Annotated in this window: 26 protein-coding genes and 1 tRNA gene; 10 read left to right on the top strand and 17 right to left on the bottom strand. The window is 74.0% G+C overall.

Annotated features, from left to right (window positions below; genetic code table 11):
* Window positions 1-64 precede the first annotated feature (64 nt).
* The gene (locus H1D33_RS24910) at window positions 65-1783 is read left to right on the top strand and encodes a hypothetical protein (RefSeq protein ID WP_246411889.1); all 1719 of its coding nucleotides are present in this window, start codon (window positions 65-67) and stop codon (window positions 1781-1783) included.
* On the opposite strand, the gene H1D33_RS24905 is transcribed toward H1D33_RS24910, so the two are convergent.
* Window positions 1744-2517 (bottom strand): CPBP family intramembrane glutamic endopeptidase, encoded by a 774-nt coding sequence (locus tag H1D33_RS24905; RefSeq protein ID WP_181570855.1) that lies wholly within the window; start codon window positions 2515-2517, stop codon window positions 1744-1746. The two genes, H1D33_RS24910 and H1D33_RS24905, sit on opposite strands and share 40 nt — an antisense overlap.
* 122 nt (window positions 2518-2639) lie before the next feature.
* Here H1D33_RS24905 and H1D33_RS24900 point away from each other — a divergent pair, with 122 nt between their 5' ends.
* Window positions 2640-3761 (top strand): globin domain-containing protein, encoded by a 1122-nt coding sequence (locus H1D33_RS24900; RefSeq protein ID WP_181570856.1) that lies wholly within the window; start codon window positions 2640-2642, stop codon window positions 3759-3761.
* A 74-nt stretch (window positions 3762-3835) separates the two neighbouring features.
* Here H1D33_RS24900 and H1D33_RS24895 read toward each other — a convergent pair whose 3' ends face one another.
* Window positions 3836-5368, bottom strand: a complete 1533-nt coding sequence (locus H1D33_RS24895; protein ID WP_181572598.1) for a peptide deformylase — start codon at window positions 5366-5368, stop codon at window positions 3836-3838.
* A 317-nt stretch (window positions 5369-5685) separates the two neighbouring features.
* On the opposite strand from H1D33_RS24895, the gene H1D33_RS24890 reads away from it, so the two are divergent.
* Window positions 5686-6468, top strand: coding sequence for a ferric iron reductase (locus H1D33_RS24890; RefSeq protein ID WP_181572599.1), 783 nt, complete (start codon window positions 5686-5688; stop codon window positions 6466-6468).
* A 7-nt stretch (window positions 6469-6475) separates the two neighbouring features.
* On the opposite strand, the gene H1D33_RS24885 is transcribed toward H1D33_RS24890, so the two are convergent.
* Entirely contained in the window at window positions 6476-8245 is a 1770-nt protein-coding gene (locus H1D33_RS24885; RefSeq protein ID WP_181570857.1) for a DUF6311 domain-containing protein, read from the bottom strand.
* Between the two features lie 208 nt (window positions 8246-8453).
* Here H1D33_RS24885 and H1D33_RS24880 point away from each other — a divergent pair, with 208 nt between their 5' ends.
* Window positions 8454-9158 (top strand): class I SAM-dependent methyltransferase, encoded by a 705-nt coding sequence (locus H1D33_RS24880; protein ID WP_181570858.1) that lies wholly within the window; start codon window positions 8454-8456, stop codon window positions 9156-9158.
* A gap of 88 nt (window positions 9159-9246) precedes the next feature.
* Here H1D33_RS24880 and H1D33_RS24875 read toward each other — a convergent pair whose 3' ends face one another.
* The 3 genes from H1D33_RS24875 to H1D33_RS24865 all read right to left on the bottom strand — a co-directional run bounded on the left by H1D33_RS24875 (window position 9247) and on the right by H1D33_RS24865 (window position 10611).
* On the bottom strand, window positions 9247-9780 hold the full coding sequence (locus H1D33_RS24875; RefSeq protein WP_181570859.1) for a YbhB/YbcL family Raf kinase inhibitor-like protein: 534 nt from the start codon (window positions 9778-9780) through the stop codon (window positions 9247-9249).
* 43 nt (window positions 9781-9823) lie between these two features.
* Complete coding sequence (locus H1D33_RS24870; RefSeq protein ID WP_220138763.1) at window positions 9824-10486, bottom strand: DNA alkylation repair protein; 663 nt, start codon at window positions 10484-10486, stop codon at window positions 9824-9826.
* Window positions 10487-10524: 38 nt separating this feature from the next.
* Window positions 10525-10611 (bottom strand) — tRNA-Ser (locus tag H1D33_RS24865).
* Between the two features lie 72 nt (window positions 10612-10683).
* Between H1D33_RS24865 and H1D33_RS24860 the strand changes: the two genes are divergently transcribed.
* Complete coding sequence (locus H1D33_RS24860; RefSeq protein WP_181570860.1) at window positions 10684-11658, top strand: NAD(P)H-quinone oxidoreductase; 975 nt, start codon at window positions 10684-10686, stop codon at window positions 11656-11658.
* A gap of 4 nt (window positions 11659-11662) precedes the next feature.
* Here the strand turns inward: H1D33_RS24860 and soxR are convergent, their stop codons facing one another.
* Window positions 11663-12106 (bottom strand): redox-sensitive transcriptional activator SoxR, encoded by a 444-nt coding sequence (gene soxR / locus H1D33_RS24855; protein ID WP_181570861.1) that lies wholly within the window; start codon window positions 12104-12106, stop codon window positions 11663-11665.
* Between the two features lie 46 nt (window positions 12107-12152).
* Here soxR and H1D33_RS24850 point away from each other — a divergent pair, with 46 nt between their 5' ends.
* Together H1D33_RS24850 and H1D33_RS24845 are read left to right on the top strand one after the other, a co-directional pair.
* On the top strand, window positions 12153-12836 hold the full coding sequence (locus H1D33_RS24850) for a transketolase (RefSeq protein ID WP_181570862.1): 684 nt from the start codon (window positions 12153-12155) through the stop codon (window positions 12834-12836).
* A gap of 10 nt (window positions 12837-12846) precedes the next feature.
* Complete coding sequence (locus H1D33_RS24845) at window positions 12847-13728, top strand: transketolase family protein (RefSeq protein ID WP_181572601.1); 882 nt, start codon at window positions 12847-12849, stop codon at window positions 13726-13728.
* 94 nt (window positions 13729-13822) lie between these two features.
* Here H1D33_RS24845 and H1D33_RS24840 read toward each other — a convergent pair whose 3' ends face one another.
* From H1D33_RS24840 to H1D33_RS24815, 6 genes are all read right to left on the bottom strand, one after another.
* Entirely contained in the window at window positions 13823-14530 is a 708-nt protein-coding gene (locus H1D33_RS24840) for a glycosyltransferase family 2 protein (RefSeq protein ID WP_181570863.1), read from the bottom strand.
* A 79-nt stretch (window positions 14531-14609) separates the two neighbouring features.
* Window positions 14610-15212 carry a hypothetical protein gene (locus H1D33_RS24835; RefSeq protein WP_181570864.1) on the bottom strand — a complete coding sequence of 201 codons (603 nt, stop codon included), beginning with the start codon at window positions 15210-15212 and terminating at the stop codon, window positions 14610-14612.
* 57 nt (window positions 15213-15269) lie between these two features.
* Entirely contained in the window at window positions 15270-16712 is a 1443-nt protein-coding gene (locus tag H1D33_RS24830) for a sensor histidine kinase (RefSeq protein WP_181570865.1), read from the bottom strand.
* On the bottom strand, window positions 16705-17391 hold the full coding sequence (locus H1D33_RS24825; protein WP_181570866.1) for a response regulator transcription factor: 687 nt from the start codon (window positions 17389-17391) through the stop codon (window positions 16705-16707). The genes H1D33_RS24830 and H1D33_RS24825 overlap by 8 nt, the downstream gene beginning before the upstream one ends.
* Window positions 17392-17460: 69 nt before the next feature.
* The gene (locus H1D33_RS24820) at window positions 17461-17973 is read right to left on the bottom strand and encodes a hypothetical protein (RefSeq protein ID WP_181570867.1); all 513 of its coding nucleotides are present in this window, start codon (window positions 17971-17973) and stop codon (window positions 17461-17463) included.
* A gap of 103 nt (window positions 17974-18076) precedes the next feature.
* Complete coding sequence (locus H1D33_RS24815) at window positions 18077-19249, bottom strand: thiolase family protein (protein ID WP_181570868.1); 1173 nt, start codon at window positions 19247-19249, stop codon at window positions 18077-18079.
* A gap of 130 nt (window positions 19250-19379) precedes the next feature.
* Here H1D33_RS24815 and H1D33_RS24810 point away from each other — a divergent pair, with 130 nt between their 5' ends.
* Entirely contained in the window at window positions 19380-19826 is a 447-nt protein-coding gene (locus H1D33_RS24810; protein ID WP_181570869.1) for a PH domain-containing protein, read from the top strand.
* Between the two features lie 153 nt (window positions 19827-19979).
* On the opposite strand, the gene H1D33_RS24805 is transcribed toward H1D33_RS24810, so the two are convergent.
* Window positions 19980-20921: a rhomboid family intramembrane serine protease gene (locus H1D33_RS24805; RefSeq protein ID WP_181570870.1), complete on the bottom strand. Its 942-nt coding sequence runs from the start codon at window positions 20919-20921 to the stop codon at window positions 19980-19982.
* 25 nt (window positions 20922-20946) lie between these two features.
* Entirely contained in the window at window positions 20947-21477 is a 531-nt protein-coding gene (locus H1D33_RS24800; RefSeq protein ID WP_091061623.1) for a peptidylprolyl isomerase, read from the bottom strand.
* 84 nt (window positions 21478-21561) lie between these two features.
* Here H1D33_RS24800 and H1D33_RS24795 point away from each other — a divergent pair, with 84 nt between their 5' ends.
* The gene (locus H1D33_RS24795) at window positions 21562-22383 is read left to right on the top strand and encodes a hypothetical protein (protein WP_181570871.1); all 822 of its coding nucleotides are present in this window, start codon (window positions 21562-21564) and stop codon (window positions 22381-22383) included.
* A gap of 97 nt (window positions 22384-22480) precedes the next feature.
* Here H1D33_RS24795 and corA read toward each other — a convergent pair whose 3' ends face one another.
* Window positions 22481-23629, bottom strand: coding sequence for a magnesium/cobalt transporter CorA (gene corA / locus H1D33_RS24790; RefSeq protein ID WP_181570872.1), 1149 nt, complete (start codon window positions 23627-23629; stop codon window positions 22481-22483).
* A 292-nt stretch (window positions 23630-23921) separates the two neighbouring features.
* Complete coding sequence (locus tag H1D33_RS24785) at window positions 23922-25016, bottom strand: aminotransferase-like domain-containing protein (protein ID WP_181570873.1); 1095 nt, start codon at window positions 25014-25016, stop codon at window positions 23922-23924.
* 195 nt (window positions 25017-25211) lie between these two features.
* On the opposite strand from H1D33_RS24785, the gene H1D33_RS24780 reads away from it, so the two are divergent.
* Window positions 25212-26090, top strand: a complete 879-nt coding sequence (locus tag H1D33_RS24780; RefSeq protein ID WP_181570874.1) for a 3'(2'),5'-bisphosphate nucleotidase CysQ — start codon at window positions 25212-25214, stop codon at window positions 26088-26090.
* The last annotated feature ends 3 nt before the right edge of the window (window positions 26091-26093 follow it).

Raw genomic sequence — 26093 nt, 5'->3', positions numbered from 1 at the left:
AGCCCACCGAGTCGCCGTGTCTTCGCCGTGTGCCAGGTCACGTCCCCGACTACGCTCCATCGATATGCAGGAGCAGCCGCCGAGCGATACCCCCCGTCGCGAGCCCGCCGACAAGGCCCGGCGGAGCCGCTCCCCCAGGGCGACCTTCAGCCCACCGCCGGCCCCCGAGCCGCCGTCCACGGACGCGCCCGCCGAGACGCCGCCGCGCAAGCGGGCGCGTCGGGCCGCGCCGGCCGTCCTGTTCCAGCCGCCCGAGCCGGCCACCGACGTCCCACCGGCTCCGCGCCCACGCCCGGCCGCCGAGCGGTCCGCGCCCGTCCCGGGTACGCCGGCCGACGCGCCACCCGCCGGAACCGCCACGACCGATCCCGGTACGCCGGTCCCCCTACCCGCACCGGCCCAGCCCAGCGGATCGACCGCTACGCCGCCCTCGGCCGACCCCGGAACCCCGGTCGCCGCGCCGTCCCCGGCCGACCCCGGAATCCAGGCCGCCACGCCGACCCCGGCCGACCTCGAGACTCCGGTCCCCGCGCCGTCCGCGGCCGAGCCGGGGTCACCAGGCGGGACACCGTCCGAGGCCGGCACGGCCGGGCCGCGACCCGCCTCCGGGGAGGCGACGCCTGCGGCCGGGCCGGTCACCTCCGCCGGGCAGCCGTCCACGGATGCGGAACCCGCCGAGGAGAAGGCAACCGCCACTCCGCCGGCCCCGGAGATCCCGGTCGGCGAGGGGCCGGCGCGCCGCGTCCCCGCCGAGAAGAAGGCGGCCAGGAAGGCCACCCGGAAGGCTCCCGCCACGCCCCGGAAGACGGCCGTCGCGCCCGAGTTCACCGCGCCGGCCGGGGCGGAGCCGTCCCCGGCCGGCGGGGCAGCGGTCGAGGAGGCGGGCTTCGCGCCCCGGGCCCCTCGCGCCCGCCGGACCACCAAGGCCGCACCGGCGGCGAAGACCAGCCCGGCGAAGCGCCCCGCCAAGCGGGCACCCGTCGAGCCACCCTCGGACGGGACGGCCGGCGGGGTCGCCGGCACGCGCACCGACGAGCCGCCCGCGCAGGCGCAACCCGACCAGGAGCAGACGACTCACGAGCCGGCGGCGACCGGGGTCGCGGCGATGACGCGTACCCCGGTGGAGGGCTGGCGGGCGGTGGCGCCGCGCCTGCGTGACCACCCCGGGTTCGCGCCGGAGCTGCTGGCCCTGGCGGCGGTGGACGCGATCGGGCCGCGGGCCCGGGGCTGGGTGGCGCAGGTTCGCGAGGCGTACCCGCAGGCGGACGCCGACGGGGTGGCCCGGCTGGCGACCCGGCGGTTCGTCCGGATGGCCGGCACCGGCGGTGGGCTCGCGGCGGGGGCCGGGCTGTTCGCGCCCGCCGCCGAGCTGGCGGCGGTGCTCTGGACGCAGGCGAACCTGGTGCTGCACATGGCCGCCGCGTACGGCCACGACCCGGCGCATCCGGACCGGGCGGCGGAGCTGCTGGTGCTGACGTCGGTGCATCCGGACGAGGGCGCCGCGCGGGCGGCGCTGGCGGCGGCCCGGGCGGCCGGCGAGCCGGCGGACGGGCCGTGGGGTCGGGTGGCCGAGGCGGCTTGGCGGCTGGCCACGCCGGTGGCCGCGCAGGCCGGCGGCTGGCTCGGGCTGCGGCTGGCCGCGCGGTTGCTGCCGGGTGCGGCGGTGCTTGCGGCGGCGACCGGTGGCACGGCTGCCGCCGAGCGGGTCGCCGCGCGGGCGGTCGGCCGTTACCGGCGTGCCCGTCAGAGCCAGCCGAACCAGGACTTCGGCAGCAGCGCGTAGCCGACGAAGGCGACCACGTCGAGCAGCGTGTGCGCGACGATCAGCGGGGCCACCCGGCGGGTGCGCAGGTAGACCAACCCGAAGATCACGCCCATCACGGCGTTGCCGACGAACGCGCCGAAGCCCTGGTAGAGGTGGTAGGAGCCGCGCAACACGGCGCTCGTCGCGAGCACCGCGCCGAGTCGCCAGTTGAGCTGCCGCAGCCGGGTGACCAGGTAGCCGACCACGATCACCTCCTCCAGCACGGCGTTCTGCACGGCGGCGAGGATCAGCACCGGCACCGCCCACCACAGGTCCGGCAGCGCGGCCGGGACCAGGGTGGCGTTCACGCCGAGCTGGGCGGCCACCCAGAACAGCGCCAGCCCGGGCAGGCCGATGAGCGCGGCCAGGCCGGCGCCGCGGGCCAGGTCCGACCCGGGGCGGGCGAGGTCGACGCCGAGCGTCCGCGCCGGGTCGCCGGGGTCACGCGCCAGCAGGTGTACGGCGAGCAGCACCGGAAGCAGCGCGAAGACGATCCCGAGGAGCTGGTAGGTGAGGTCGAGGTAGGGCCGCGACGAGGTGGACGTGTTCAGCGCGGCGGTCTGCTTCGACAGCCCGCCCGACGCGGTGAGCTTGGCGATCAGCGAGACCAGCGCGTACACGGCCGACTGGCCGAGGGAGAGGCCGAGCACGAGCAGCGCCTCGGTGCCCAGCATCCGGCGGGACACCGGCCGGGCCAGCTCGTCAACCGTCACCCGACCATGAAACCACTCCCGGCGGCAGATGAGCCGGTCGCACATTGTGTGCGACCGGTGGACACGCTCCGTGGACATTCTATGGGGGCCGATCCGCCCGTCCGGAGAAGGAGCGTGCCCCTGTGGAGAACGTCGCGCGGCTGCTGAAGGAGAGCTGGGCCCTGGTCGAGGAGCACGGGGACCGGCTCTGCGGCCACTTCTACGCCCGGCTGTTCCTGCTCGACCCGGAGCTGCGCAAGCTCTTCCCGGTGCAGATGAGCGGGCAGCGCGAGCGCCTGCTGGAGGCGATCGTCACCGCCGCCCAGACGATGGACGACCCGGAGACGTTCGACGACTACCTGCGCGGGCTGGGCCGGGACCACCGGAAGTACCACGTCACGGCCGAGCACTACGAGACCGTGGGCGTCGCCCTGCTGGACGGGCTGCGCAGCGTCGCCGGGGACGGCTGGAACCTGGAGTACGACCAGGCGTGGCGGGACGCGTACGCGGGGATCAGCGAGCGGATGCGGGCCGGCGCGGAGGCCGACGGGAACCCGCCGTTCTGGCACGCCGAGGTGTTGACCCACGAGCGCCACGGCCCGGACACGGCGGTGCTGACCGTGCGGGCGTTGCAGGACCCGCTGCCCTGGCGGGCCGGCCAGTACGTCAGCGTGGAGGTGCCCCGCCACCTGCCGCGCACCTGGCGCACGTACTCGGTGGCGAACGCGCCGAACGAGGAGAACGTGCTGGAGTTCCACGTCCGGACGCCGGAGGGTGGTGCCGGCTGGGTGTCCGGCGCGCTGGTGCGCCGAACGAAGCCGGGTGACCTGCTGCGGCTGGCCGCCCCGATGGGTTCGATGACGCTGGACCCGGACTCCACCCGGGACGTCCTCTGCGTGGCGGGCGGGGTGGGGCTGGCCCCGATCAAGGCGCTGGTGGAGGAGTTGACCCGGGTCAACCGGACCCGCTGGGTGCACGTCTTCTACGGCGCCCGCCACCCGGACGAGCTGTACGGGCTGGCCGGGCTGGAGGAGCTGGTGGCGACGCATCCCTGGCTGTCGGTGACGCCGGCGTGCAGCGACGACCCGGACTTCGCCGGCGAGATCGGCGACGTCTCCGAGGTGGTCACCCGGTACGGGCCGTGGACCACGCACGACTGTTACGTCTCCGGCTCGGCCGCGATGGTCCGGGCGACGCTGCGGGCGCTCGCCGCCGACGACGTCCCGCCGGACCACATCCGCTACGACACGTTCGGTGTCCTCTGAGAAGCCTTACTCCCCCCGAGCCGGGTCGCGTGCCCCCGCCCCCTGGGGCACGCGACCCGGCCCCCCCGTTCCGGTCAGTAGCGCCAGGGGGTGCCGGTCTCGCGGTATTCCTCCACCGGCACCAGCGGCACGTTGGGCGCCATCCGGTCGACGTACAGCCGGCCCTCCAGGTGGTCGATCTCGTGGGCGACCAGCCGCGCCATCGCGTACTCGAAGGACGTGATGACCCGGCTGCCGTCCCACAGGGCGTGTTCCACGTCGATCCGCAGCGGCCGGGGCACCAGTCCGCGGTGGTCGAAGAAGGAGAGGCAGCCCTCGTACTGCTCGTCGGCCTCGGCGGCGGCGTCGACCACCCGGGGGTTGAGCAGCACGACCGGCTCGGCCGCCCGGTCGGCGGGGCGGACCAGCGCGGCGGCCCAGCCCAGGCCGAGCTGCGGCGCGGCGAGGCCGACGCCCTTGCTGAACGGGTGCAGCTCGTCGAGGCGGGTGAGCATCCCGGCGAGCCGGTCCACCACCTGCCGGGCGTGCGCCTCCTCGGTGGGCAGGTCGAACTGGCGGGCGGGCTGGCGGAGCACATCGTCGCCGCGCTGCACGATGCCCACCGCGCGCATCCGGTCGCTGGCGCGGATCCGGCTGTCGCCGGTGGGCGGTGTGTCGGGTTCGGCGTCGGCGGCCTGGCTGCGAAACCGCCACTGCATCCGGTAGCGGGCGTTCAGCGGCGGGTCGTCGGTCCCCCAGTCGTAGATGACCCGGTCGTCCGCCTCGGTGCGCTGGATCGGGGTCCGCAGCGGCCCCTCCTCCGCCGACAGCGAGGTCTCCGCGCCCCACACCTTCGGGTCGAGGTCCGCGGGCAGGTCGAGCCGCACCGCCAGGTGCCGGGTGGGCAGGCGTACGGCCCGTTGGAACCAGGGGCCCCACTTGTCCCGCCCGACGCGGTACGCGTACTCGATGGTGACCCGGTCGCCCGGGTAGAGCGGGAAGCGGCCCTCGTCGTTCTCGAAGAGCAGCCAGATCTCCTTGAACGCGTCCCGGTCGTGCTTGGCCCGCCAGTGCATCGGCTCGCGCCCGCCGGCGTCGTCCCGGACGGCGGTGAGTTGCAGCTCGGCGAAGGTGAGCGGGTGCTCCCGGTGGTGCCGGTTGGAGCGGCCCGGGTCGTTGGGGTAGCGGTCGACGGCGACCCGGACCAGGTAACGGGTGACCGGCTCGGTGCCGGCGTTGTAGAGCTCCCGCCGGATCGCGCAGTGGTAGCCGTCGCCGGTGTGGGTGAGCGTGGCGACCTCGCGTTCGACCACCAGGCCGGTGCCGGGGGGCAGCCACTGGCCCGGGACGGGTGGCTCCCGGTGCGCTCCGGTGCCCCGGCTGTGCCGCAGCTCGTCGTACTCCCGGAAGCGCTGCCAGATCGCGCCGCTGGCCTCCAGGACGGCCTCGGCCCGGCGGGCGAAGTCCTCGGTGGGCCGGTGCCGGCGCCCTTCGACGTGGCTGACGTAGGACGGGTCGAAGCCCATCAGCGTCGCCAACTGCTTCTTGGACAACCCTCGGCCGGTCCGGTGCCGGGCGAGTTCGGCCGCGAACGAGTCGGCGGCACGCTCGATCGGTGAGGTCATCAGCATCCTCGTACGCGGGAAGACCATCTTCACGTTTCGTGTCCGACCGTGTACGGAAACTGCCTCGTATTCGACACTCACCTTGACAATTCAGCGGCGTACGTCTATGCTTGCGCCGTCTGCCGGCGTTGCCGGCGGCGTTTTCCGCCCACCCCGCCGGGTAGTACGCGACGGCGACGGAGTGACCGGGACCTCCCCCTGAAGCCCGTGGCACCACTTCCCCTCCCCCGGGGAGTGTGGTTAGGCTAGCCTTAGCTTCGGTCGACGGCACGCGCCGGCCGACGGGCGACCAGACAGGGGACGGCCAGGTGACTGCGGTGATGCCGGGGCGCGAGGTCGCCACCCCGTTCGCCCCGGTCACCGCGACCCTGCGCGCCATGTTCGGCACCGACGACCTGCCCGGCCTCGCGCCCGGCCTGCTGGTCCGCGACGAACTGGACCGCTGGACCCCGGCCGCCCGCCTGATCGACGGCACGCTGCTGCCGGGGTTCCTGACCGCCGCCGGGCGACGCTGGGGCGGCACCCCGCACGCCTGCGCCGCGCTCGCCTGGAAGTCCTACAGCTACTGGACGGCGCTGCCGGCCGTGCTCGGCTGGGCGTCCGCCCGGCGGGTGCCGCTGCTCGACCCGGCGAACGTGCTGGTGCACTTCGAGGACCACCACCAACTGCTCACCCTGGGCCTGCGCGCCTCCACCCCGGTGGCCGTGCTGCCCGGCGACCCGCTGGCGCTGGCCGGCGCGCCCGGCGTGCGGGTGGTCGCCGACGAGGCCGCGCTGCTCGGCGCGCTGCGCGCGACGCTGCTGGACGCCCACTTCGCCCCGCTGATCGCCGCCATCCAGGGCGAGGTCCGGATCGGCACCCGTACCCTGCTCGGCTCGGTGGCCTCCGGCATCGCGCACGGCATCCTGCGCGCGGCGGACGCGCTGCCCGGCCCGACCACCGCGACCGTCGGCACGCTGCTCGGCGCGCTCGACCTCGCCGACCTGGTGGAGCTGGTGCCCGGCCCGACCGGCGAGCCGACCGTGCAGCGGCGCACCTGCTGCCTCGCGTTCACGCTGCCCCGACCGAAGGTCTGCCAGGGCTGCTGCGTCCGCCAGGCCTGACCGGCGGTCAGTCGACGAGCGGACGGACGTCCCAGAGCCAGAGCCCGCCCACCCGGGTCGGCGTGATCCCGGTCAGCTCGGTCATCGCCCGGCGCAGCGACTCGGCCGTCCGCAGCCGGGGGTCGAGGACCACCGCGCCGGCCCGCCAGTGGCGCAGGTCGTCGACGGCGGCCACCCGGTCCTCCGGGGTGATCGGCGGGACCGCGTCGGTACGCCGCACCGTCTCGAAGAAACTGCTGGTGGGGCGCGGCGGCGCGGTGAAGAGCGCGACCCGGTCGGCGCCCGGCCGGGTGTCCGGGTAGAGGAAGTAGCCCCGGGCCAGCGGCATCTCCAGCCGGGTCTCGGCGGACCAGCGCAGCGGGACCGCGTAGGTGGTGTCGGGCAGCGGGAGCGTGACGATGCTCCGCCCGCCCGCCACCCAGGGGCGCCACGCCCCGGAGGTGACGAACGCCGGGGTCGGGTCCAGGCGCGTCGCGGGCAGCGGGGTGGGCAGGATCGGCAGCAACGCCATGGCCAGCACCGTGCCGGTGGCGAACCGGATCTGCCCCCGGGCCGCCGGATGCCGGTGCGCCAGCCGCCGCGCCCGGTCGGCGCCGAGCGCCAGCAGCACGCCGATGATCGGGGTGAGCGCGAGCGACCAGCGGGTCGGCACCACCGAGTGCAGGACCGGCAGGTTCTCCAGCGCGGCCCAGGGCCCGGGCACGCCGGTCCCGTGCCCGTCGAACCGGATCTCCCGGCCGAGGGAGAAGAGGCCGAACACCACCCCGACCGCGGCCAGCCCGAGCACCACCGCGTTCCGGCGCAGCCACCAGACCAGCGCGACCACCAGCACCACCAGCGGCCAACCGAAGAACGCGTTCTCCTCGGTGGCGTTCTTGACCAGCGGCTCGCTGCCCCGGGCGTCGCCGGCCACCGACTCCCGCGACCAGGCGAGGTAGGCGGCGAGATCGGTGGAGTAGCCCCGGATCAGGGTGGAGAGCCCGGAGTACGCGCCGGGGCCGGCGAACTGCACGTACAGCGGGTACGCGAGCAGCGCCCCGGCCACCGCGGCGGCCACCGCGAGCCCGGCGGCGAAGGGGCGGGCCGCCGAGCGCAGCGCGGGCCGGCCGAGGGCGAGCGCCAGCACCACCACGCCCAGGCCGATCGCGGTCATCAGCAGGATCTCCAGGTTGAGGAACGCCTGCCAGACGATCACCAGGCCGAGCAGCACCCCGTTGCGCAGCCAGCGGCCGGGCCGCGCCAGCCGGAGCGTCCGCCAGACGATCAGCGGCACCACGAACTGGCTGACGATGTTGGGGTGGGCGTTGGCGTGCGACACCATGGCCGGCGCGAACGCGCAGAAGCCGGCGCCCAGCCAGGCCGGCCCGCGGGCACCCACCACCACCCGGGAGAGCAGGAAATACCAGGCGACTCCGGTGGCGGCGAGCCCGAGGGTGAGGAAAATGAGGAACGACCAGCGCGGCCCGAACCACACCGTCACCGGCGAGAGGGGCAGCGACATGGATAACACGGAGGTGTTCGCCATCAAATTGACGACGTCGGGCACATTCATCCGATCCGAGGTGAACGGATAGGCGAAATCCGTGACGACTCGTGCACCGTGCGCCATCATCCATTCGAATTGCGCTTGATCGGTGCGATTGTCCCGTACGCCGTTCGCCGGGTTCACCCACAGTCGGGCGGTGACCCAGAACGCCAGCAGCACGAAGCTGAGCACGGCGAGGGCGTCGACGCACCGCCCCCGTCGCGGGTCCGCGTCCGAATGCGGAGTAGTCATAACATTTCAGAGCGTAGTCAGTGTATGACGGGCCCGTGACATATTTCGGGGACTCGCGTACTATGTGCCGAGTTCGCCGACCGCCGATCACGTGCCCCACCCGACCGCAATTCGGCCACTCCGGTGCCCCCGATTTTCCCGCCAGCCATCCAGATGGTTGACTCTGACGGTCCAGGCGCGGGTCAGTAATATCGTGAGGAATCGACGCATGGCAGAAATCACTGGGGATCAGCGCGTCCAGGCGGAGGTGCTCGAAGGCCTGGCCACGGCGGTCAACCACCGGCGGTGGTTCGTCGAGCTGGCCGTGCCCTACCTCGGTGACAACCCCATCGAGATCGGCAGCGGCCTGGGCGACTACGCCCTCGCCTGGTCCGAGCGCATCCCGCGGATCACCGCCACCGAGGCCGACCCGGACCGGCTGGTCAAGCTCAAGGAGCGGCTGGCCCCGCACCCCGGCGTCGAGGTCCGGCAGATGCTGCTGCCGCACACCGAGCGGGGCGACTACAGCGCCGCCGTGTCGTACAACGTGCTGGAGCACATCGACGACCACGTGAGCGCGCTGCGCAGCATGCGCGACCTGGTCCGGCCCGGCGGCGCCGTGATCATCATCGTGCCGGCGTTCCAGTTCGCCATGGGTCCGGCCGACATCGCGACCGGCCACGTCCGGCGCTACACCAAGAAGACGCTGGCCACGGCGATGACCGAGGCCGGGCTCACGGTCGAGAAGATCCACTATGCGAACGCGCTCGGCCTGATCGGCTACTTCATGGCCACCAAGGTCTTCCGGCTGATGCCGAAGGAGGGCCCGATGGTGAAGGTCTACGACACCCTGGTGCTGCCCGCCACCAAGGCCGCCGAGCAGCGCATCCGGCCCCCGTTCGGGCAGTCCGTGTTCGCCGTGGCCCGGGTGTAAGGCGGGGGCCCTTCTTAACGCTTTAGGTAGAGGCGGGGGCCCTTCTTAACACTCACCTGTTAAGAAGGGCCCCCGCCTTACCCGAGGGTCAGTCCTTGAGCTGGTAGGTGGGGCGGATCACCGCCCGGGCCAGCGTGTGGAACGCCAGGTTGAAGCCGACGAAGGCCGGGCTGGCCTCCTTGCCCACGTCCAGGCGCTCCACGTCGACCGCGTGCACCGCGAAGACGTACCGGTGCGGACGGTCCCCCGGCGGCGGCGCGGCGCCGCCGTAGCCGGTGTCGCCGTAGTCGTTGCGGATGCTGAACGCGCCGCCGAGGTCGGCCTCCCGCGCCCCGGTCGGCAGCTCGGTGACCGACGTGGGCACGTCCACCAGCACCCAGTGCCAGAATCCGCTGCCGGTCGGGGCGTCCGGGTCGAAGCAGGTGACCACGAAGCTCTTCGTCTCTGCCGGGAAACCCGACCAGGACAGGTGCGGCGACACGTTCTCACCACCGGTGCTGCCGTGCGCGTACCGCGCGTCCATCGGCTCGCCGTTGTGCACGTCGTCGCTGGTCAGGTCGAACGACGGCACGGTCGGCAGCAGCTCGTACGGGTCCGGGGCGATCGGTCGTTCCAGGGTCATCGAAACGGGTCCTTCCGGGTGCGCGAAATGTTTCTGCGCCCCTTCATACCCCGCTGTCGTGCTGCCGGCGCACCATCTCGGTGATCCAGATCGGCGCGTACGGCGACGTGCAGCCCGGCGGCGTCGGATAGTCCTTCAGCACCGCCAGGCGCTCGCCGATGCCGATCGCCCGGTCCCGGAACCCGGCGTGCTCGATCCCGATCTGGGCCAGGCAGTGGTTCATCGCCCACTGGAGGCGGTCCGGGGCGTCGCGCATCTCCGCCTCGACGACGTCGAGCAGGCCGGCCAGGTCCAGCCCGTCCGGCTTCCGCGCCACCCGGTCGGTGGTCAGCGCCCAGCCGGCGCTCGCCACCACCGGATCCGGGTCGGCGAGCCAGGCCACCCGCAGCGACTCGGCGTGCGGGCTCTTCCGCACCACGTAGGTGACCAGCCAGTCGTGCACCTTGGGGGTGCGCGCCTCGCGCAGCATGGCGTCCAGCTCGTCCGCACCGTACGCCCTGGGGCGGCAGATCAGCAGCGCCAGCAACCGCGCCGCGCTGTCCCCGGTCGCCCACAGCTCGCGGGCCAGCTCCGGTTGGGTCTTCAGCCGCTTCGCGATCGCGCGCAGCCGGCCCAGGTTGACCCCGTGGTCGTCGCCGTGCCGCTCGTTGACCGCGCGGGCCCTCGGGTCGTCCAGCGCGGCCAGCTCGGCCGTGACCTCGGCCAGCGCCGCGTCCGTCACCTCGGCCTCCTCGGTGTTGCGGGCGGAGGGTGTGGGATTCGAACCCACGAAGACATCGCTGCCTTACCGGTTTTCAAGACCAGCGCCATCGGCCACTAGGCGAACCCTCCCGACGCGCTCCCCGAAGGGGAACCCGACCGCGCATAGTCTGCCACGAACACGGGATCGGGTAAGACTGAGCCATGCGCGCGATCACGATCACGGAACCCGGCGGACCCGAGGCACTCGTCTGGGCGGAGGTCCCCGACCCGGAGCCCGGTCCCGGTGAGGTGGTCGTCGAGGTGGCCGCCAGCGCGGTCAACCGGGCCGACCTGCTGCAACGGCAGGGGCACTACCCGCCGCCGCCGGGCGCGCCCGCGTACCCCGGGTTGGAGTGCTCGGGGACGGTCCGCGCGCTCGGCGCGGACGTGACCGGCTGGTCGGTGGGCCAGGAGGTCTGCGCGCTGCTGGCCGGCGGCGGCTACGCGGAGCAGGTCGCCGTGCCGGCCGGGCAGTTGCTGCCGGTGCCGGCCGGGGTGGACCTGGTGGACGCCGCCGCGTTGCCGGAGGTGGCCTGCACGGTCTGGTCGAACGTGGTGGACCTGGCCGGGTTGGCCGAGGGGGACACGCTGCTGGTGCACGGCGGTGGCAGCGGCATCGGCACGTTCGCGATCCAGCTCGGGGTGGCACTGGGCGCGACGGTGGTGGTGACCGCGCGGGCGGCCAAGCACGAGCGGCTGCGCGAGCTGGGCGCCGCGCACACCGTCGACTACCGGGAGCAGGACTTCGTCGAGGAGGTGCGCCGGGTGACCGACGGGCGCGGCGCGGACGTGATCCTCGACATCATGGGCGCGTCCTACCTGCCCCGGAACGTGGCGGCGCTGGCGACCGGCGGGCGGCTGGTGGTGATCGGCATGCAGGGCGGCCGCAAGGGCGAACTCGACCTCGGGATGCTGCTGGCCAAGCGCGCCTCGGTGCACGCTACCGCGTTGCGGTCCCGGCCGGTCGACGGGAAGGCGGCGATCACCCGGAGCGTCCGCGAGCAGGTGTGGCCGCTGGTGGAGGCCGGGAGGATCCGGCCGGTCGTGCACGCGCGGGTCGACATGGCGGACGCCGCCGACGCGCACCGCCTGGTCGAGACCAACGACCACCTGGGCAAGGTGCTGCTGGTGCGGTGACGCCTCAGTCCCGGGGCAGCACCAGGCGCGCGCCGGGGCCCTCGTCGGCCAGCGAGTCGCCGGGGTTGTAGAGCGTGCAGCGCTGCAACGACAGGCAGCCGCAGCCGATGCAGCCGTCCAGGTCGTCGCGGAGCTTGCCGAGCAGGCGGATGCGCTCGTCCAGCCGGTCCCGCCAGGCCCGGGAGAGCGCGGCCCAGTCCTCCGGGGTCGGCGTACGCCCGGACGGCAGCGAGTCCAGCGCCTCCCGGATCTCGTCGAGGGACACGCCGACCTGCTGGGAGATCCGGACGAAGGCGACCCGGCGCAGCTCGGTGCGGGCGTAGCGGCGCTGGTTGCCGCCGGTGCGGGCGGCGTGGATCAGGCCGAGCCGCTCGTAGTAGCGCAGCGCGGAGGGCGCCACGCCGCTGCGCTCGGCGAGCTGGCCGATGGTGAGGGTTGCCTCGTGCATCACAGGACCTTGAGGTGAAGTTCGGTTGAGGTTCGAGGCTATCGGCATGACGACGACCACCGCCACCGAGCTGGCCGCGCTGCTGGACCGGGTACGCGCCGGCCGCGACTTCGGCCCGAACGTGTACTCGACGCTCGACGTGCTCCAGGTCCTCTACGACCGGGTGCTGCGCGTCACCCCGGCGACCGTGGACGACCCGGACCGGGACCGGTTCCTGCTCTCCAAGGGTCACGCGGTCGCCGGCTACTACGCGCTGCTCGCCGCCCGGGGCTTCCTCCCGGCGGACTGGCTGGACGACCAGGGCGGCCCGGCGAGCCGGCTCGGCGACCACCCGGACCGGCTGCTGGTGCCGGGCGTCGAGATCGGCTCCGGCTCGCTCGGCCACGGGCTCGGCCTGGGCGTGGGCACCGCGCTCGGCCTGCGGGCCCAGGGCCGCACCGACCCCCGGGTGTACGTGCTGCTCGGCGACGCCGAACTGGACGAGGGCGCCAACCACGAGGCGATCGCCTACGCGGGCGCGACCGGCCTCGGCAACCTGACCGCGATCGTGGTGGACAACCGCTCCGCCACGTACGGCTGGCCGGGCGGCGCGGCGAGCCGGTTCACCGTCAACGGGTGGACCGCCGCCACCGTTGACGGCCATGACCACGACGCCCTGCACACCGCCCTCACCGGGCACGACCACCACCGGCCGCACGTCGTCGTCGCGGCCGTCGCCGACGGGGAGTGACGCCATGACCATGCGGGACGCGTTCGTGACCAGCGCCGGTGAGGTGCTGGCGGATCCCCGGAGCACGATCGTGCTGGCGGACATCTCCGCCGCCGCGTTCGCCCCGGCCGCCGCCCGGTATCCGGAGCGGGTGGTCAACGTCGGGATCCGGGAACAACTCATGATCGGCGTGGCCGGTGGGCTCGCGTTGACCGGGCAGCGGCCGATCGTGCACAGCTACGCCCCGTTCCTGGTCGAGCGGGCGTACGAGCAGATCAAGTTGGACCTCGACCACCAGGGCGTCGGTGCGGTGCTGGTCGGCATCGGCGCCTCCTACGACCGGGCGGCGGCCGGGCGCACCCACCTGGCGCCGGCCGACGTGGCCCTGCTCGACACGCTCGACGGCTGGACCGTGCACGTGCCCGGCCACCCCGACGAGGTACGCCCGCTGCTGCGGGCCGCCGTGTGCGGGACCGGCTCGGCCTACCTGCGGCTGTCCACCCAGGTGAACACGGTCGCCTACCCGGAGGCGGGTGACCTGCGGGTGGTCCGGGACGCCGGGCCGGGCGCGCCGCTGCTGGTGGCGGTCGGGCCGGTGCTGGACGCCGCGCTGGACGCGGTGGCCGACCGGCCGGTGACGGTGGCCTTCACCCACCGGCCCCGGCCGTTCGACACCGCCGGGTTGCGGGCGCTGGCCGGCGCGGAGGTGATCCTGGTCGAGCCGTACCTGGCCGGCACGTCCACCCGGGTGGTGGCCGACGCGCTGGCCGACCGGCCGCACCGGCTGCTCGCCCTCGGCGTGGGCCGGGCGGAGCTGCGCCGCTACGGCGCCCCGGAGGACCACGACCGCTGGCACGGCCTGGACGCCGCCGGGCTGCGCCGCTCGGTCGACGCGTTCCTCGACCCGGCCTGATCCGGTGCCGCCGGACCGGCCTGACCTGGGCCGCACACGACAGGACCCCGCGACCCGGCTGATGCCGGTGCGCGGGGTCCTCGGGTCGGGCGGGTCAGCGCGGGGCGGCGCCGACCGGGCGGCGGCGGGCGCGCTCGCGGGCGAGGATCCAGATCGCCTCGACGCCGTCCTTCCAGGTGATCTTCTTGCCCTCCTCGCGGCCCCGGGCGCGGTAGCTGATCGGCACCTCGTAGGGGCGGATGCGCTGGCGCAGCAGCTTGCCGGTGACCTCGGCCTCCATGCCGAAGCCGCGCGAGCGCACCTGGAGCGAGCGGTAGAGCGCCAGCGGCATCAGCTTGAAGCAGGTCTCCAGGTCGCCGATGTAGGAGTTGTAGAGCACGTTGGCGGCCAGCGTGACGCCCTTGTTGCCCACCACGTACCAGAAGCTGTAGGAGCTGTGGCTGCCGAACGTGCGGTTGCCGTAGACCACCGTGGCCCGGCCGTCGAGCACCGGCTCCAGCAGGCGCGGAATGTCCTGCGGGTCGTATTCGAGGTCGGCGTCGAGGATGACCATGTACTCACCCTCGGCGTTGTCGACGGCGGTCTTGATGGCCGCGCCCTTGCCGGCGTTGCGCTGGTGGGTGATCACCCGCAGGCGGGCGTCGTCCACCCGGCCGAGCACCTCGCCGGTGCCGTCCCGGCTGCCGTCGTCCACGACGACCAGCTCGATCTCGCACGGGTAGTCGACCGCCAGCGCCTGCTTCAGCGCATCCGCGACACGTTCTTCCTCGTTGTAGACCGGCATGAGGATCGAGAGCTTCACGGGTTCTCCACGGGCGCGATGGCAAGTCGGGGCATAGCGTAGCCTGGCGGATCCGGCAGGTCACGGCAGCCCGGGTGGTCTACTGCTGCCGGAGCGGCACCACGACGAGCCGGGCGACCCCCTGGGCGCCGTCCTTCGTACCCGCCACCCCGACCGTGGTGCCCACCTTCACGTCGCTCGGCTGGATCGTGGCCCGGCGCTCGACCACCTTCAGCTTCTCGTCGAACGTCCAGGTCATGGTGAAACCGTCGGTGGACTTGACGGTCATCGACTTGTCGTCGACCGCGGTGACCTGGCCGCGCTGGACCGCGACGGTCTTCGTCCCGTCCTCCTTGGTCTGCACCACGACCTCGCCGTGCAGCGTGTTCTTGCGCAGCAGCACCCGGGCGCGGTGTCGTTTGCGCCACTCCTGGGCCCGCTCGCCCTTCTTCTCGCCGGCCTGCGGGCTCGGCGTGCCGGAGGCGGACGGTGCGGGCGCGGCGACCGGGTCGACGTCCAGGTCGCCGGCGTCCACGCCGAGCGCGGCGAGGGCCTGCCCGTCCACGCCCATGGCGGCGGCCACCTCGACCGCGCTCTCCCGGGCCGGGCCGGCCCCGACCTGGGCCGCCCCGCACCCGGCGAGGCCGAGCGTGGCGGCCGCGAGCAGTGCGGTGGCGCCGGTGACGATTCGCTGACGTGTCACGGAGGTTCCTCTCGTCCGGTGGTGACGTCAGCGTCCCCCGGCCACGCGAGCGGACCGTCAGGCCGATGTACGAGCCAGGTAAGGGTCTCCGGGCAGCCGGACGGCGAACGCCGCGCCGCCCTCCGGGGCGTGCCCGGCGGCGATGTCCCCACCCAGCCGGCGGACCAGGCCGGCGGCGAGCGCCAGCCCGAGCCCGCTGCCCACCTTGCGCACCCCCCGGTACCGCTGGTGCAGCGCACCCCGCTCGAACGCCACCGCCAGGTCGTCGTCGGTGAAGCCGGGTCCGCCGTCGCGGACCTCCACCACGCCGCCGGCCGCCGGGCCCGCGCCGGCCGGTCGGACCGCGAGCACCACCGGCGCCCCCGGCGGTACGACCCGCAGCGCGTTCTCCAGCAGCCCGTCTACCACCTGCCGGATCCGCCCCGGATCGGTGTACGCCGGCACCGGCACGCCCGGCGTCTCCACCCGGAACGGCACCCCGACCGCCGCGCACCGGTCCGACCAGGTGCGCTCCGCGTCGGCGGCGAGCCGGGTCAGGTCCACCGGACCGGGTTCCAGCGGAAAGTCGGCGGCCTCCAGGCGGGCCAGCGCCAACAGGTCGCTGACCAGCCGGTCCAGGTGCTCGGCCTCGGCGAGCACGGTCCGGCCGGTCGCCGGGACCGCGTCCGCGTCGAGCACGCCGTCGGCCAGCGCCTCGGCGTAGCCGCGGATGGCGGTCAGCGGGGTGCGCAGCTCGTGCGAGACGGAGAGCAGGAACTCGCGCTGCCGGCCCTCGCTGGTGGCCAGCGCGGCGGCCAGCCCGTTCAGCGCGTGCGCCAGGTCGGCCACCTCGTCGGGCGGCTCGACCGGCACCCGGACCGCCCGGTCCCCGGCGCGCAGCCGGGCGGCGGCGGCCGCCGCGATGCGGATCGGGCGGGCCAGCCGGCGGGCCAGCAGCAGCCCGGCGGCCGCCCCGGCGGCGAGGCCGGCGAGCAGCGGCAGCCACAACCCGCGCAGCACCTGCCGCCACGGGCCGGCGGTCACCGCCCGGGTCAGCACCACCCCGTCGCCGCCGGACAGCGACCGCGCCTCGACCAGCCGGCGTTCCCCGTCGACCAGCCGTCGGCCGGAGACGTTCCCGCCGGCGGCCACCCGGGCGACGAGCGGCGCGGGCAGCCCGGCCCGGTCGACCTGACCGCCCCGGATCACGTACACCGTGACCTGCTGCTGGCCGAGCTGCCGGATGAGCCGGTCCCCGGCGTTGTCGCGCTGGCGTACCGGCCGGACCCGCAGCACCTCGGCCGCGAGGCGGGCCTGGGCGGCCAGCGCGGCCTGGTCCCGCCGTTCCGCGCCGCGCACCGCGAGCGGCACCGCGACCAGCGCGGTGACCAGCACCGACACCAGCGCCACCGCGCACGTGACCAGCACCGCACGGACGGTCAGCGACAGGCCGGGCCGACGGCGGGCGGGCGGGGGGCCGGGCCGGATGACCGGCAGCGTCATGGTGGGCTGCTCAGGCATCGGCCGCGTACCCGACGCCACGGTGGGTGCGGATCACGCCGGCCGGGCCGAGCTTGGCCCGGACCTGCGCCACGTGCACGTCCACGGTCCGGGTGCCGCCGTGCGCCGCGTACCCCCAGACGGCGGCCAGCAGCTCCTCCCGGGTGAACACCCGGCCGGGGCGGGCCATCAGGTGCGCGAGCAGGTCAAACTCGGTGGAGGTGAGCTGCACCGGAACCCCGCCCGCGGTCACCGCCCGCCGGACCGGGTCGAGGGTGACCGCGCCGAGCACCCGCGGCTGCTCGACCGGCGTGCCGGCGCTGCGGCGCAGCACCGCACGGACCCGGGCGACCAGCTCACGCGGGCTGAACGGTTTGGTGACGTAGTCGTCCGCGCCCAGCTCCAGGCCGACCACGCGGTCCACCTCGTCGTCGCGCGCGGTGAGGAAGATGACGGGCGTCCAGTCGTCCGCCGCGCGCAGCCGCCGGCAGATCTCGGTGCCGGCGAGGCCGGGCAGCGCGATGTCGAGCACGCAGGCCACCGGGCGCAGCCGCCGCGCGGCGGCCAGCCCCGCCGTGCCGTCCCGTTCCAGGTGTACGCCGAAGCCGTCCCGGGTCAGGTAGAGCCGGACCAGGTCGGCGATGGCCGGTTCGTCCTCCACCACGAGGACGAGCCCGCGCTGCGCGGCATCGGCGGTCACCGGCCCATGATGACCGACCGCCGGCGTCGGGGACGGTCCGGGCGATGTTCGGGTTGGGTAAGGAGAACGTCAGCGCGCCGGCGCCGGGCGGAACACGGCGGGCCGGGCGGGGGCCGGCGAGTCGCCGATGGTGGCGACCAGCCGTTCCGCGGGTGTCCGCAGCCGGGTCCGGAAGGCGTGGTTGAGCAACGCGTCGAGCTGCCACACCTGCTTGGGGTGATGGGTGCGGATGAGGAAGCGCTCACGGATCCCGTCGATGGCGGTGGCCGCCAGCTCCAGGCTGTGCGAACGCGGGTCCGGGCTCCACGTGACGTTGCTCAGCTCGCGCAGCTCGGTGTTGAGGTGCAGGCGCAGCCGGTGCAGCACCCGGGTCTGCCGGGTCACCACCAGCCGGCGGTGGGTGAGGAGCATCAGGTACTCGCCGCCGACCGGGTGGTCCGGCCGGCTGCACCGGGTGACCAGGATGGTCGCGTCGCCGGAGCCGACGCACCGGCGGAACACCGGCATGTGGCGGGTGGCGGTCTGGGTCGCCAGGCCGGTCTCGGCGGCGGCCGGAAGGAACGTTCGCGAGAACACGTCCATGCATGGTGCAACGAGCATGTGACCTGGGGTGATATGGGTCACGCCCGATTTCTGGAACTTCCATCCGTGCAAATCGCACCCGCGGTGCGACGTCCGGCTCCGCTCAGAGCAGCTCGACGATCGTGGCGTTGGCCATGCCGCCGCCCTCGCACATGGTCTGCAGGCCGTAGCGGATGCCGTTGTCCCGCATGTGCTGGAGCATCGTCGTCATGATCCGCGCGCCGGAGCCGCCGAGCGGGTGCCCGAGCGCGATCGCCCCGCCCCGCGGGTTGAGCCGCTCCGGGTCCGCCTCCGTCTCGGCCAGCCAGGCCAGCGGCACCGGGGCGAACGCCTCGTTCACCTCGTACACCCCGATCTCCTCGATGCCCAGCCCCGCGCGTCGCAGCGCCTTCGCGGTGGCCGGGATGGGGGCGGTGAGCATGGTGACCGGGTCGTCGGCAGCGACCACGGCGGTGTGCACCCGCGCCAGCGGACGCAGCCCGTGCCGGCTGGCCCACTCGGCGGTGGTCACCGCGAGCGCGGCGGCGCCGTCGGAGATCTGCGACGCGGACCCGGCGGTGACCACGCCGTCGGCGCGGAACGGGGTGGCCAGCTCGCCCAGCTTGGCCAGCGACGTGTCCCGGCGGATGCCCTCGTCGGCGGCGAACTTGCCGCCGTCCGCGAGCGCCACCGGGGCCAGCTCGGGGTCGAACGCCCCGGCGTCCTGCGCGGCGGCCGCCTTCTCGTGGCTGGCCAGCGCGAACTCGTCGAGCTGGGTACGCGAGAAGCGCCACCGCTCGGCGATCAGCTCCGCCCCGACGCCCTGGTTGAACGGCAACGGAGAGTCCTCGGCGACGCCCTCGACCCCGCGGTAGCGCTCCAGGATCGCCGCGCTGAACGGCATCCCGCCGGCCACGCTGGTGCCCATCGGCACCCGGGTCATCGACTCGACGCCACCGGCGACCACCAGATCGGCCTGGCCGGAGAGGACGGTGGCGGCGGCGAAGTGCAGCGCCTGCTGGCTCGACCCGCACTGCCGGTCGAGCGTGGTGCCGGGCACCGACTCGGGCCAGCCGGCGGCCAGCACGGCGTTGCGGGCGACGTTCCAGGACTGCTCACCGACCTGCGACACGCAGCCCCAGATCACGTCGTCGACCTGGCCCGGATCGATGCCGGTGCGCTCGGCCAGGGCACGCAGCACGTGCGCCGAGAGATCGACCGGGTGCACGCCGGCGAGGCTGCCCTTGCGCCGCCCGACCGGGGTCCGTACCGCACCGACGATGACCGCGTCACTCATGTCTACTCCCCGGTAACCTCGCTTCCCCCGATCCTACGTGCTGACCCGACCGGTCGTCCTCCCCCGCTCCGGGGCGGTCGCGGCCAGGCGCGCGGTCGTCCTCCCCGGCGTCCCGGCGGTCGCGGCTGGCATGCTTGGGCGCATGGATCCACAGCCGTCACCGGCCCGGCAGTGGCGCGTGCCGCGGTCGTTGCCCCTGGTCAAGGCACTCGGCGCGCTCGCCGTGGCCGCCCTGGGCCTGCTCCTGGCCGCCGGCGACCCCATCCGCCCGGCGCTGGCCGGGGCGGTCGCCGCCGCGCTGCTCGCCTGGGCGCTGCGCGACGTCGTCGCGCCGGTCCGGCTTGCCGTCGACCCGGAGGGGCTCACCGTGATCCGGGGCTACGTCGGCCGGCGCCGGCTGCCGTGGGCAGCGGTGGAGGCGATCCGGCTGGACCGGCGCAGCCGTCGCGGCGTCACCGCCGAGACGCTGGAGATCGACGCGGGCGAGTCGCTGCACCTGTTCGGCCGCCGCGACCTGGACGCGCCGCTGGACGAGGTGGCCGCCGCGCTCACCGCCGCCCGCTCCGCCGCGCGCTGACCCCCCGGCTCCGCGCCCTCGCATGAGGATCTCGACCGATGGCGTCGATCTAGGAGTTGTGGCACCTCCGATATCCCACCGAAGCCGACATCTCATTGCACCACAAATCCATGATCGACGAAACGGTCGACGCGGGCCGCCGCGCGCTGACGGTCAGCCGGTCAGGGCGGCGGTGCGGACCAGGGCCAGCCCGATCAGGGCGACCAGCACGAGCGCGCCACCGGCCACCTGGAACGCGGTCCGCCGCGACCGTGGCGCGTACGCCAGGACCAGCGCCGTCACGGCGCCGACCACCAGCCCGCCGAGGTGCCCGGCCACCGAGATGCTCGGCACGGTGAACGTGAAGATCAGGTTGATCACCAGGATCGGCACGATCGCCGAGGTGTCCCGGCCCATCCGCCGCATGATCACGAAGATCGCGGCGAACAGGCCGAAGATGGCGGTCGACGCGCCGGCGGTGGACCGGTTCGGCGCGGTGAACACGTAGGCCGCGACGTTGCCGCCGAGCCCGGCGATCAGATAGAGCGCCAGGAACCGCAGCGGCCCGAGCACCGCCTCCAGCGTCCGGCCCAGCACCCACAGCGCCCACATGTTGAGCAGCAGGTGCAGCACGCCGAAGTGCAGGAACATCGCGGTGACCAGCCGGTACCACTGGCCGTCGGCCACCCCGCCGAGGCTCCCGTCGGGCAGGATCGCCAGGCCGATCACGCCGCCCCAGTCGGTCAGCGGCGTCGAGCCGCCCATCAGGCCGCCGAGGCCGCCGCCGGCGAGCGCGTTCCCGCTGCGCGCCGAGATGACGGAGAACACCATCATCAGCACGTTCAGCCCGATCAGGGCCTTGGTCACGTAGCCCTCGCGGCCGGCGGCACCGCCACCGAAGGCGGTGCGCGCCGGCCGCACGCTGCGGCGTCCCTCGGCGACGCACTCCGGGCACTGGTGGCCGACGGTGGCGTCGCGCATGCACTCCGGACAGATCGGCCGGTCACAGCGGGCGCACCGGAGGTAGGTCTCCCGATCGGGGTGCCGATAGCAGACCGGAGTGGTCGGCACCGGCCCCTCGGTCGCGTCGCCTGCCGGCCCGGAGCGCTCAGTCATGCGAGCAAAGGTACCCGCGCGACGCTCAGGACTGCTGCCGCTCGATCTCGACCCGCTCGATCACCACGTCCTGCAGCGGCCGGTCGCTCGGCCCGGTGGGGGTGTTCGCGATCGAGTCGACCACCTTCACCGACTGCTCGTCGGCGACCTGCCCGAAGATGGTGTGCCGGTTGTTCAGGTGCGGCGTCGGCCCCACCGTGATGAAGAACTGCGAGCCGTTCGTGCCCGGCCCGGCGTTCGCCATCGCCAGCAGGTACGGCCGGTCGAAGCGCAGCTCGGGGTGGAACTCGTCGGCGAACTTGTAGCCCGGCCCACCGCGACCGGTGCCGGTCGGGTCACCCATCTGCACCATGAAACCGCTGATCACGCGGTGCGAGATGGTGCCGTCGTAGTACGGCCCGCTGCCCGGCTGGCCGGTGCGCGGGTCGGTGTACTCCCGGGTGCCCTCCGCCAGCTCCACGAAGTTGCGGACGGTCTTCGGCGCGTGGTTCGGGAAGAGCTCCAGCCGGATCGGGCCGGCGTTGGTGTGCAAGGTGGCGTAGACAGCCTCGGCCACGGGTACTCCTCACTCGTTGGTCAGTTCCTTGCGGATCCTCCCATGTGCCCGATACGGCCATGCGGAGGCATCCGAAGGTGGAGGATGACGAAGGAACAACTCCCAGGAGGTGGGACCGTGTTTGGAATCGGGCGGCGAAAGACCCAGGGCCAGCTCGCGAAGGCTGAGCTGAACCAGGGCATCGGTCACCTGAGGCAGGCTGCCACGCACGCGGCGAAGGGTGCCGGCGCCACGGTCGGCCCGCGGGTCCAGGCAGCCCGGGTCGCGGTCGCACCCACCGCGGTCCTGGTCCGGGACCGGGCGTCCAGCGGCGTCGCGTCGAGCGCCGCCGCGCTCGCGCCGGTGCTCCTGGCCGTGCGCAACGCCCGGGCCGAGGCCACGGACAAGGCGCTGACCGGCCGCAAGGCCGCGGCGGCGAAGAAGTCCGCGCTGACGAAGAAGGCGAAGAACATGAAGACGGGGAAGAAGAAGCAGCGCAGGTCGCGGGGCATGACCGCGGGCCTGCTGGTCGCCGGCACGGTCGCCGGCCTGGCCGGGGCGATGGCCATGCGTCGCCGCCGCGAGCAGCAGGAGTGGGCCGAGTACGACCCGACCGGCGCGGTCGCCCCGACCGGTCGGGACAAGCTGGAGCCGATGCGGGAGGACGTGGACACCATCGTGGTGGAGACCCCGGACGCGACCGCGAAGGTGACCCAGGCCGGCCCGACCGGCGCCGGCAGCTCGCCGGTGGCGGGCGGCAGCAGCGCGTCGACCACGACGCCCGCCGCCGAGCCGGTGATCCACCCGAACAGCCAGGTCCCCTCGGTCGCCGAGGGCGCCCGGGACGTCTCCGGCCGCCCGGCCGACGACATCACCAAGGCCGCGCAGAACGGCCGCAACGCCGCCAAGGCCGGCGGTCGCCGCTGAGCCTCGATCCGGCCGTCGGAGCAGCGCCGGCACGCGGGCACGTCCCGCGTGGCCGGCGCTTCCGCGTCCAGGCCGGTCCGGCTCCGGGCCGTGGCCGTCAGAGCCAGCCGTTGCGGCGGAACCAGCGGTAGAGGACGAACGACAGGGCCAGGTTGACGGCCCAGATGCCCGGATAGCCGTACGTCCACTTCAGCTCGGGCATGTTCTCGAAGTTCATGCCGTAGATGCCGGCGATCGCGGTCCACACCGCACCGATCGCGGCCCAGGCGGCGATCTTGCGCATGTCGTTGTTCTGGTCGACGGTGACCTGGGCCAGCCGCGCCTGGAGGATCGAGTTGAGCAGGTCGTCGTAGGAGTTGACCTGCTCGACCGTACGGCTGAGGTGGTCCTGCACGTCCCGGAAGTAGCGGCGGACCTCCTGCGGCACCGCGCGGTTGACCTGGGAGGTGAGGGTCATCAGCGGACGCTGCAACGGCACCACCGCACGCTTGAACTCGACCAGTTCCCGCTTCATCTGGTAGATCCGCTGGATCCGGCCGCTGCTCTGGCGGTCGAAGACGTCCGCCTCCAGCACGTCGAGGTCGTCCTCCAGCCGGTCGGCGACCTCCAGGTAGAGGTCGACCACCCGGTCGGTGATCGCGTACGCGACCGCCCACGGCCCCTGCCGCAGCAGGTCCCGCTTCGCCTCCAGATCGGCCCGGACCGGCGACAGCCGGCAGGCGTCCCCGTGCCGGACGCTGATCACGAAGTTCGGCCCGATGAAGAGCATCACCTGGCCGGTCTCCACCACCTCGGAGTTCTCGGTCAACTCGGTGTGCTCGCAGTAGCGGGCGGTGCGCAGCACCAGGAAGACGATCTCGCCGAAGTGCTCCAGCTTCGGCCGCTGCTCGGCCTTGACCGCGTCCTCCACGGCCAGCTCGTGCAGGCCGAACGTGGCGGCGATCTCGGTCATCTCGGTCAGGTCGGGCTCGTGCAGGCCGAGCCAGACGAAGCCGTCGCGCTCCCGGCGGGCGGCGGCCAGGGCCTCGGCGTACTGCGGGCGGCCGGGCCGGCGCTCGCCGTCGACGTAGAGCCCGCAGTCGACGATCCCGCTGCGGCCGGGGCCGGCCGGCTGCGGCGTGCGCGGGGAGCCGTCGGCGTTGAGGATGCGGGACATGGCGCGTACCGGGGCCGCCCAGGCGCGTGGCCTGACCGCCCGGTCGCCCTGCTGGCCGGCGGTTCGCTCGCGTGACACCCGGTCCGTCATCTCTCGCCCCCTCTCCGCGAAGCTGCGGCTTGCAGGCTACGCCGCCGGGGAGCGGGACTGCCGCTCACGTGTGGCGCCGGGCGGGCCGGCCGCGTCAGGGGGGTGAGGGGCGACACGGCCCACCCGGCACCCCTTGGGGGCGGGGGTGATGCTGGGCGCGTCGCCGACCCGGCCGGGACGGTTCGCCGGCCGGAAAGGTGAGCGACGCTCGCAGCATTGTGGGCCGGGGGCCGGCCCGGCGGGAGAGCCGGACCGGCCTGCAAGGGCTTTCTGTCGGAAACCCGACAGAAAATCAGCCGCGTACGGCGGCCATCGCCTCGGCGAGCCGCCGGACGCCCTCGTCGATCCGGTCCACGGTCACCGCCGAGTACGCCAACCGCAGCGCGTGCCGACCGCCGTCGACCATGAAGTCACTGCCCTTCACCACCGCCACGCCGCGCTCGGCCGCGGCCGGCGCCAGCCGGTCGACCTCGACGTCCTCCGGCAGCTCCACCCAGAGGAAGTAGCCGCCGTCCGGCTCCACGAACCGGGCCTCCGGGACGTGCCGGCGCAGCGACTCGGCCAGCGCACCGGCCCGCTCGCCCAACGCGGTGCGGACCGTGTGGATCGACCTGTCGATCGCGCCCGAGACGCAGAACTCGTGCACGATCGCCTGCGCCACCATGCCCGGCGAGATGTAGAGGTTGGTCGCCCGCTTGGCGATCGCCGCGATCAGCTCCGCCGGACCCACCAGGTAACCGACCCGGACGCCCGGGCAGACGGTCTTGGTGAAGCTGGAGGCGTGCACCACCACACCCCGGCCATCCATCGACAGCATCGACGGCAGCGGCTCGCCCCGGAACCGGATGTCCGCGTACGGGTCGTCCTCGAAGATCGTGAACTCGTACTCGGCGGCCAGGTCCAGCAGCTCACGACGCTTCTCCAGGGAGAGCGTCACGCCGGCCGGGTTCTGGTAGTTCGGGATCACGTGGGCCAGTCGCGGCCGGACCCCGGACTCCAGGAGCTTGCGCAGCTCGGCGGTGTCCAGACCGTCCGGCTGGATCGTCACGCCGTGCACCTCGCCGCCCATCTGCTGCAGGTTGAGCAGCGTGCGGTCGTACGTCGGGCGCTCGACGACCACCGCGTCGCCCCGGCGGACCAGGTGGTCGAAGAGGAACGCGTCGGCTTGCAGCGAACCGTTCGTGACCAGCACCTGGTCGGCCTCGACGCCGTGCTTCTCGGCGATCCACTTCCGCAGGGGCGGGTAGCCGACGGAGGTGCCGTACGCGGTGACCCCCGCGGGGTCGGCGTCGAAGGCGCGGACGGCGGCGGCCTTGAGCCCCTCGACATCGACGATGTCCAGCGAAGGAGCCCCACGGGCGAAGGAGATCAGCTGCTCGGCGGTCATGCGCAGAGCCTAGGGCCTGGCCCGGCGGGTCCGACCGGCATACACGCGAAGTTCAACATGCGGGCGGCCACCGGCGGTCAGCAGGACCGACGGGAAGGCGAGACCGCCTCGCGGCTGTCTACGATCCGACCGGACGGTGGCGCCGACCGGGCCGGCCGCCGAAGGATGACGGGTCGGCAGACCCGCGAGACAGGGATGGGGCTCGTGACCGAGGACGAGACGGGACGACTCGACGACCAGCGGTTCGCGCAGTGGCTGGCCACCGAGGCCGGGATCGCGCTCACCGCGCTGCGGGACCGGCAGGGCTTCGCCGACCCGAAGGCGCTCAAGGACGCCGGCGACCGGGCGTCGCACGAGCTGATGACCGCGGCGCTGGCCCGCTGGCGTCCGGCCGACGCGGTGCTCTCCGAGGAGGAGGCCGACGCCCGCCGGGCCTGGGCGGACGGCGAACGCGCGCCCCGGCACGAGGCGGACCGGGTGTGGATCATCGACCCGCTGGACGGCACCCGCGAGTTCTCCGAGGCCGGACGGGACGACTGGGCGGTGCACGTGGCGCTCTGGCAGCGGTCCGCCGCGCCGGACGGCGCGCTGGTCGCCGGCGCGGTCGGCATGCCGGCGCGCACCACGGTGGACGGTGACCCGGTCGTCCTGGGCACCACCTGCCCGACGCCGAAGGCGACCGACGGGCCGATCCGGATCGCGGTGAGCCGCAGCCGCCCGCCGGCGTTCGTCGGCGAGCTGGTCGAGATGCTGGGCGCCCAGGCGGTGCCGATGGGCTCGGCCGGGGTCAAGGTCTGCGCGGTGGTGACCGGCGAGGTCGACGCGTACGTCCACGCGGGCGGCCAGTACGAGTGGGACAGCGCCGCGCCGGTGGCCGTGGCGCTGGGCGCGGGCATGCACGCGTCCCGGATCGACGGGTCGCCGCTGCGCTACAACCGGGCCGACCCGCGCCTGCCCGATCTGCTGGTCTGCCGCCCCGAACTGGCCGACCGGTTACTCGACGCGATCTCGCGTACCGGGGTCGAGATGCCCGCTTCGGCCGTCACCGATGAGCAGGGTGAGGCGTTCGGCTGAGAG

This window comes from Micromonospora ferruginea (assembly GCF_013694245.2).
Lineage (GTDB): Bacteria > Actinomycetota > Actinomycetes > Mycobacteriales > Micromonosporaceae > Micromonospora > Micromonospora robiginosa.
Note: the sequence above shows the minus strand (reverse complement) of the source record. Positions and strands in the feature narration are given on the sequence as shown.

Excerpts from the sequence above, each read along its gene's own strand:
- H1D33_RS24815 (WP_181570868.1), bottom strand. The coding sequence starts at position 19,249 with ATGAGTGACGCGGTCATCGTCGGTGCGGTACGGACCCCGGTCGGGCGG.
- soxR (WP_181570861.1), bottom strand. The coding sequence starts at position 12,106 with ATGCACGAGGCAACCCTCACCATCGGCCAGCTCGCCGAGCGCAGCGGC.
- H1D33_RS24860 (WP_181570860.1), top strand. The coding sequence starts at position 10,684 with ATGCGCGCGATCACGATCACGGAACCCGGCGGACCCGAGGCACTCGTC.
- H1D33_RS24810 (WP_181570869.1), top strand. The coding sequence starts at position 19,380 with ATGCTTGGGCGCATGGATCCACAGCCGTCACCGGCCCGGCAGTGGCGC.
- H1D33_RS24880 (WP_181570858.1), top strand. The coding sequence starts at position 8,454 with ATGGCAGAAATCACTGGGGATCAGCGCGTCCAGGCGGAGGTGCTCGAA.
- H1D33_RS24795 (WP_181570871.1), top strand. The coding sequence starts at position 21,562 with ATGACGAAGGAACAACTCCCAGGAGGTGGGACCGTGTTTGGAATCGGG.
- H1D33_RS24785 (WP_181570873.1), bottom strand. The coding sequence starts at position 25,016 with ATGACCGCCGAGCAGCTGATCTCCTTCGCCCGTGGGGCTCCTTCGCTG.
- H1D33_RS24780 (WP_181570874.1), top strand. The coding sequence starts at position 25,212 with ATGGGGCTCGTGACCGAGGACGAGACGGGACGACTCGACGACCAGCGG.
- H1D33_RS24820 (WP_181570867.1), bottom strand. The coding sequence starts at position 17,973 with ATGGACGTGTTCTCGCGAACGTTCCTTCCGGCCGCCGCCGAGACCGGC.
- H1D33_RS24845 (WP_181572601.1), top strand. The coding sequence starts at position 12,847 with ATGCGGGACGCGTTCGTGACCAGCGCCGGTGAGGTGCTGGCGGATCCC.
- corA (WP_181570872.1), bottom strand. The coding sequence starts at position 23,629 with ATGACGGACCGGGTGTCACGCGAGCGAACCGCCGGCCAGCAGGGCGAC.
- H1D33_RS24910 (WP_246411889.1), top strand. The coding sequence starts at position 65 with ATGCAGGAGCAGCCGCCGAGCGATACCCCCCGTCGCGAGCCCGCCGAC.
- H1D33_RS24830 (WP_181570865.1), bottom strand. The coding sequence starts at position 16,712 with ATGCCTGAGCAGCCCACCATGACGCTGCCGGTCATCCGGCCCGGCCCC.
- H1D33_RS24850 (WP_181570862.1), top strand. The coding sequence starts at position 12,153 with ATGACGACGACCACCGCCACCGAGCTGGCCGCGCTGCTGGACCGGGTA.
- H1D33_RS24890 (WP_181572599.1), top strand. The coding sequence starts at position 5,686 with ATGCCGGGGCGCGAGGTCGCCACCCCGTTCGCCCCGGTCACCGCGACC.
- H1D33_RS24885 (WP_181570857.1), bottom strand. The coding sequence starts at position 8,245 with ATGACTACTCCGCATTCGGACGCGGACCCGCGACGGGGGCGGTGCGTC.
- H1D33_RS24875 (WP_181570859.1), bottom strand. The coding sequence starts at position 9,780 with ATGACCCTGGAACGACCGATCGCCCCGGACCCGTACGAGCTGCTGCCG.
- H1D33_RS24805 (WP_181570870.1), bottom strand. The coding sequence starts at position 20,921 with ATGACTGAGCGCTCCGGGCCGGCAGGCGACGCGACCGAGGGGCCGGTG.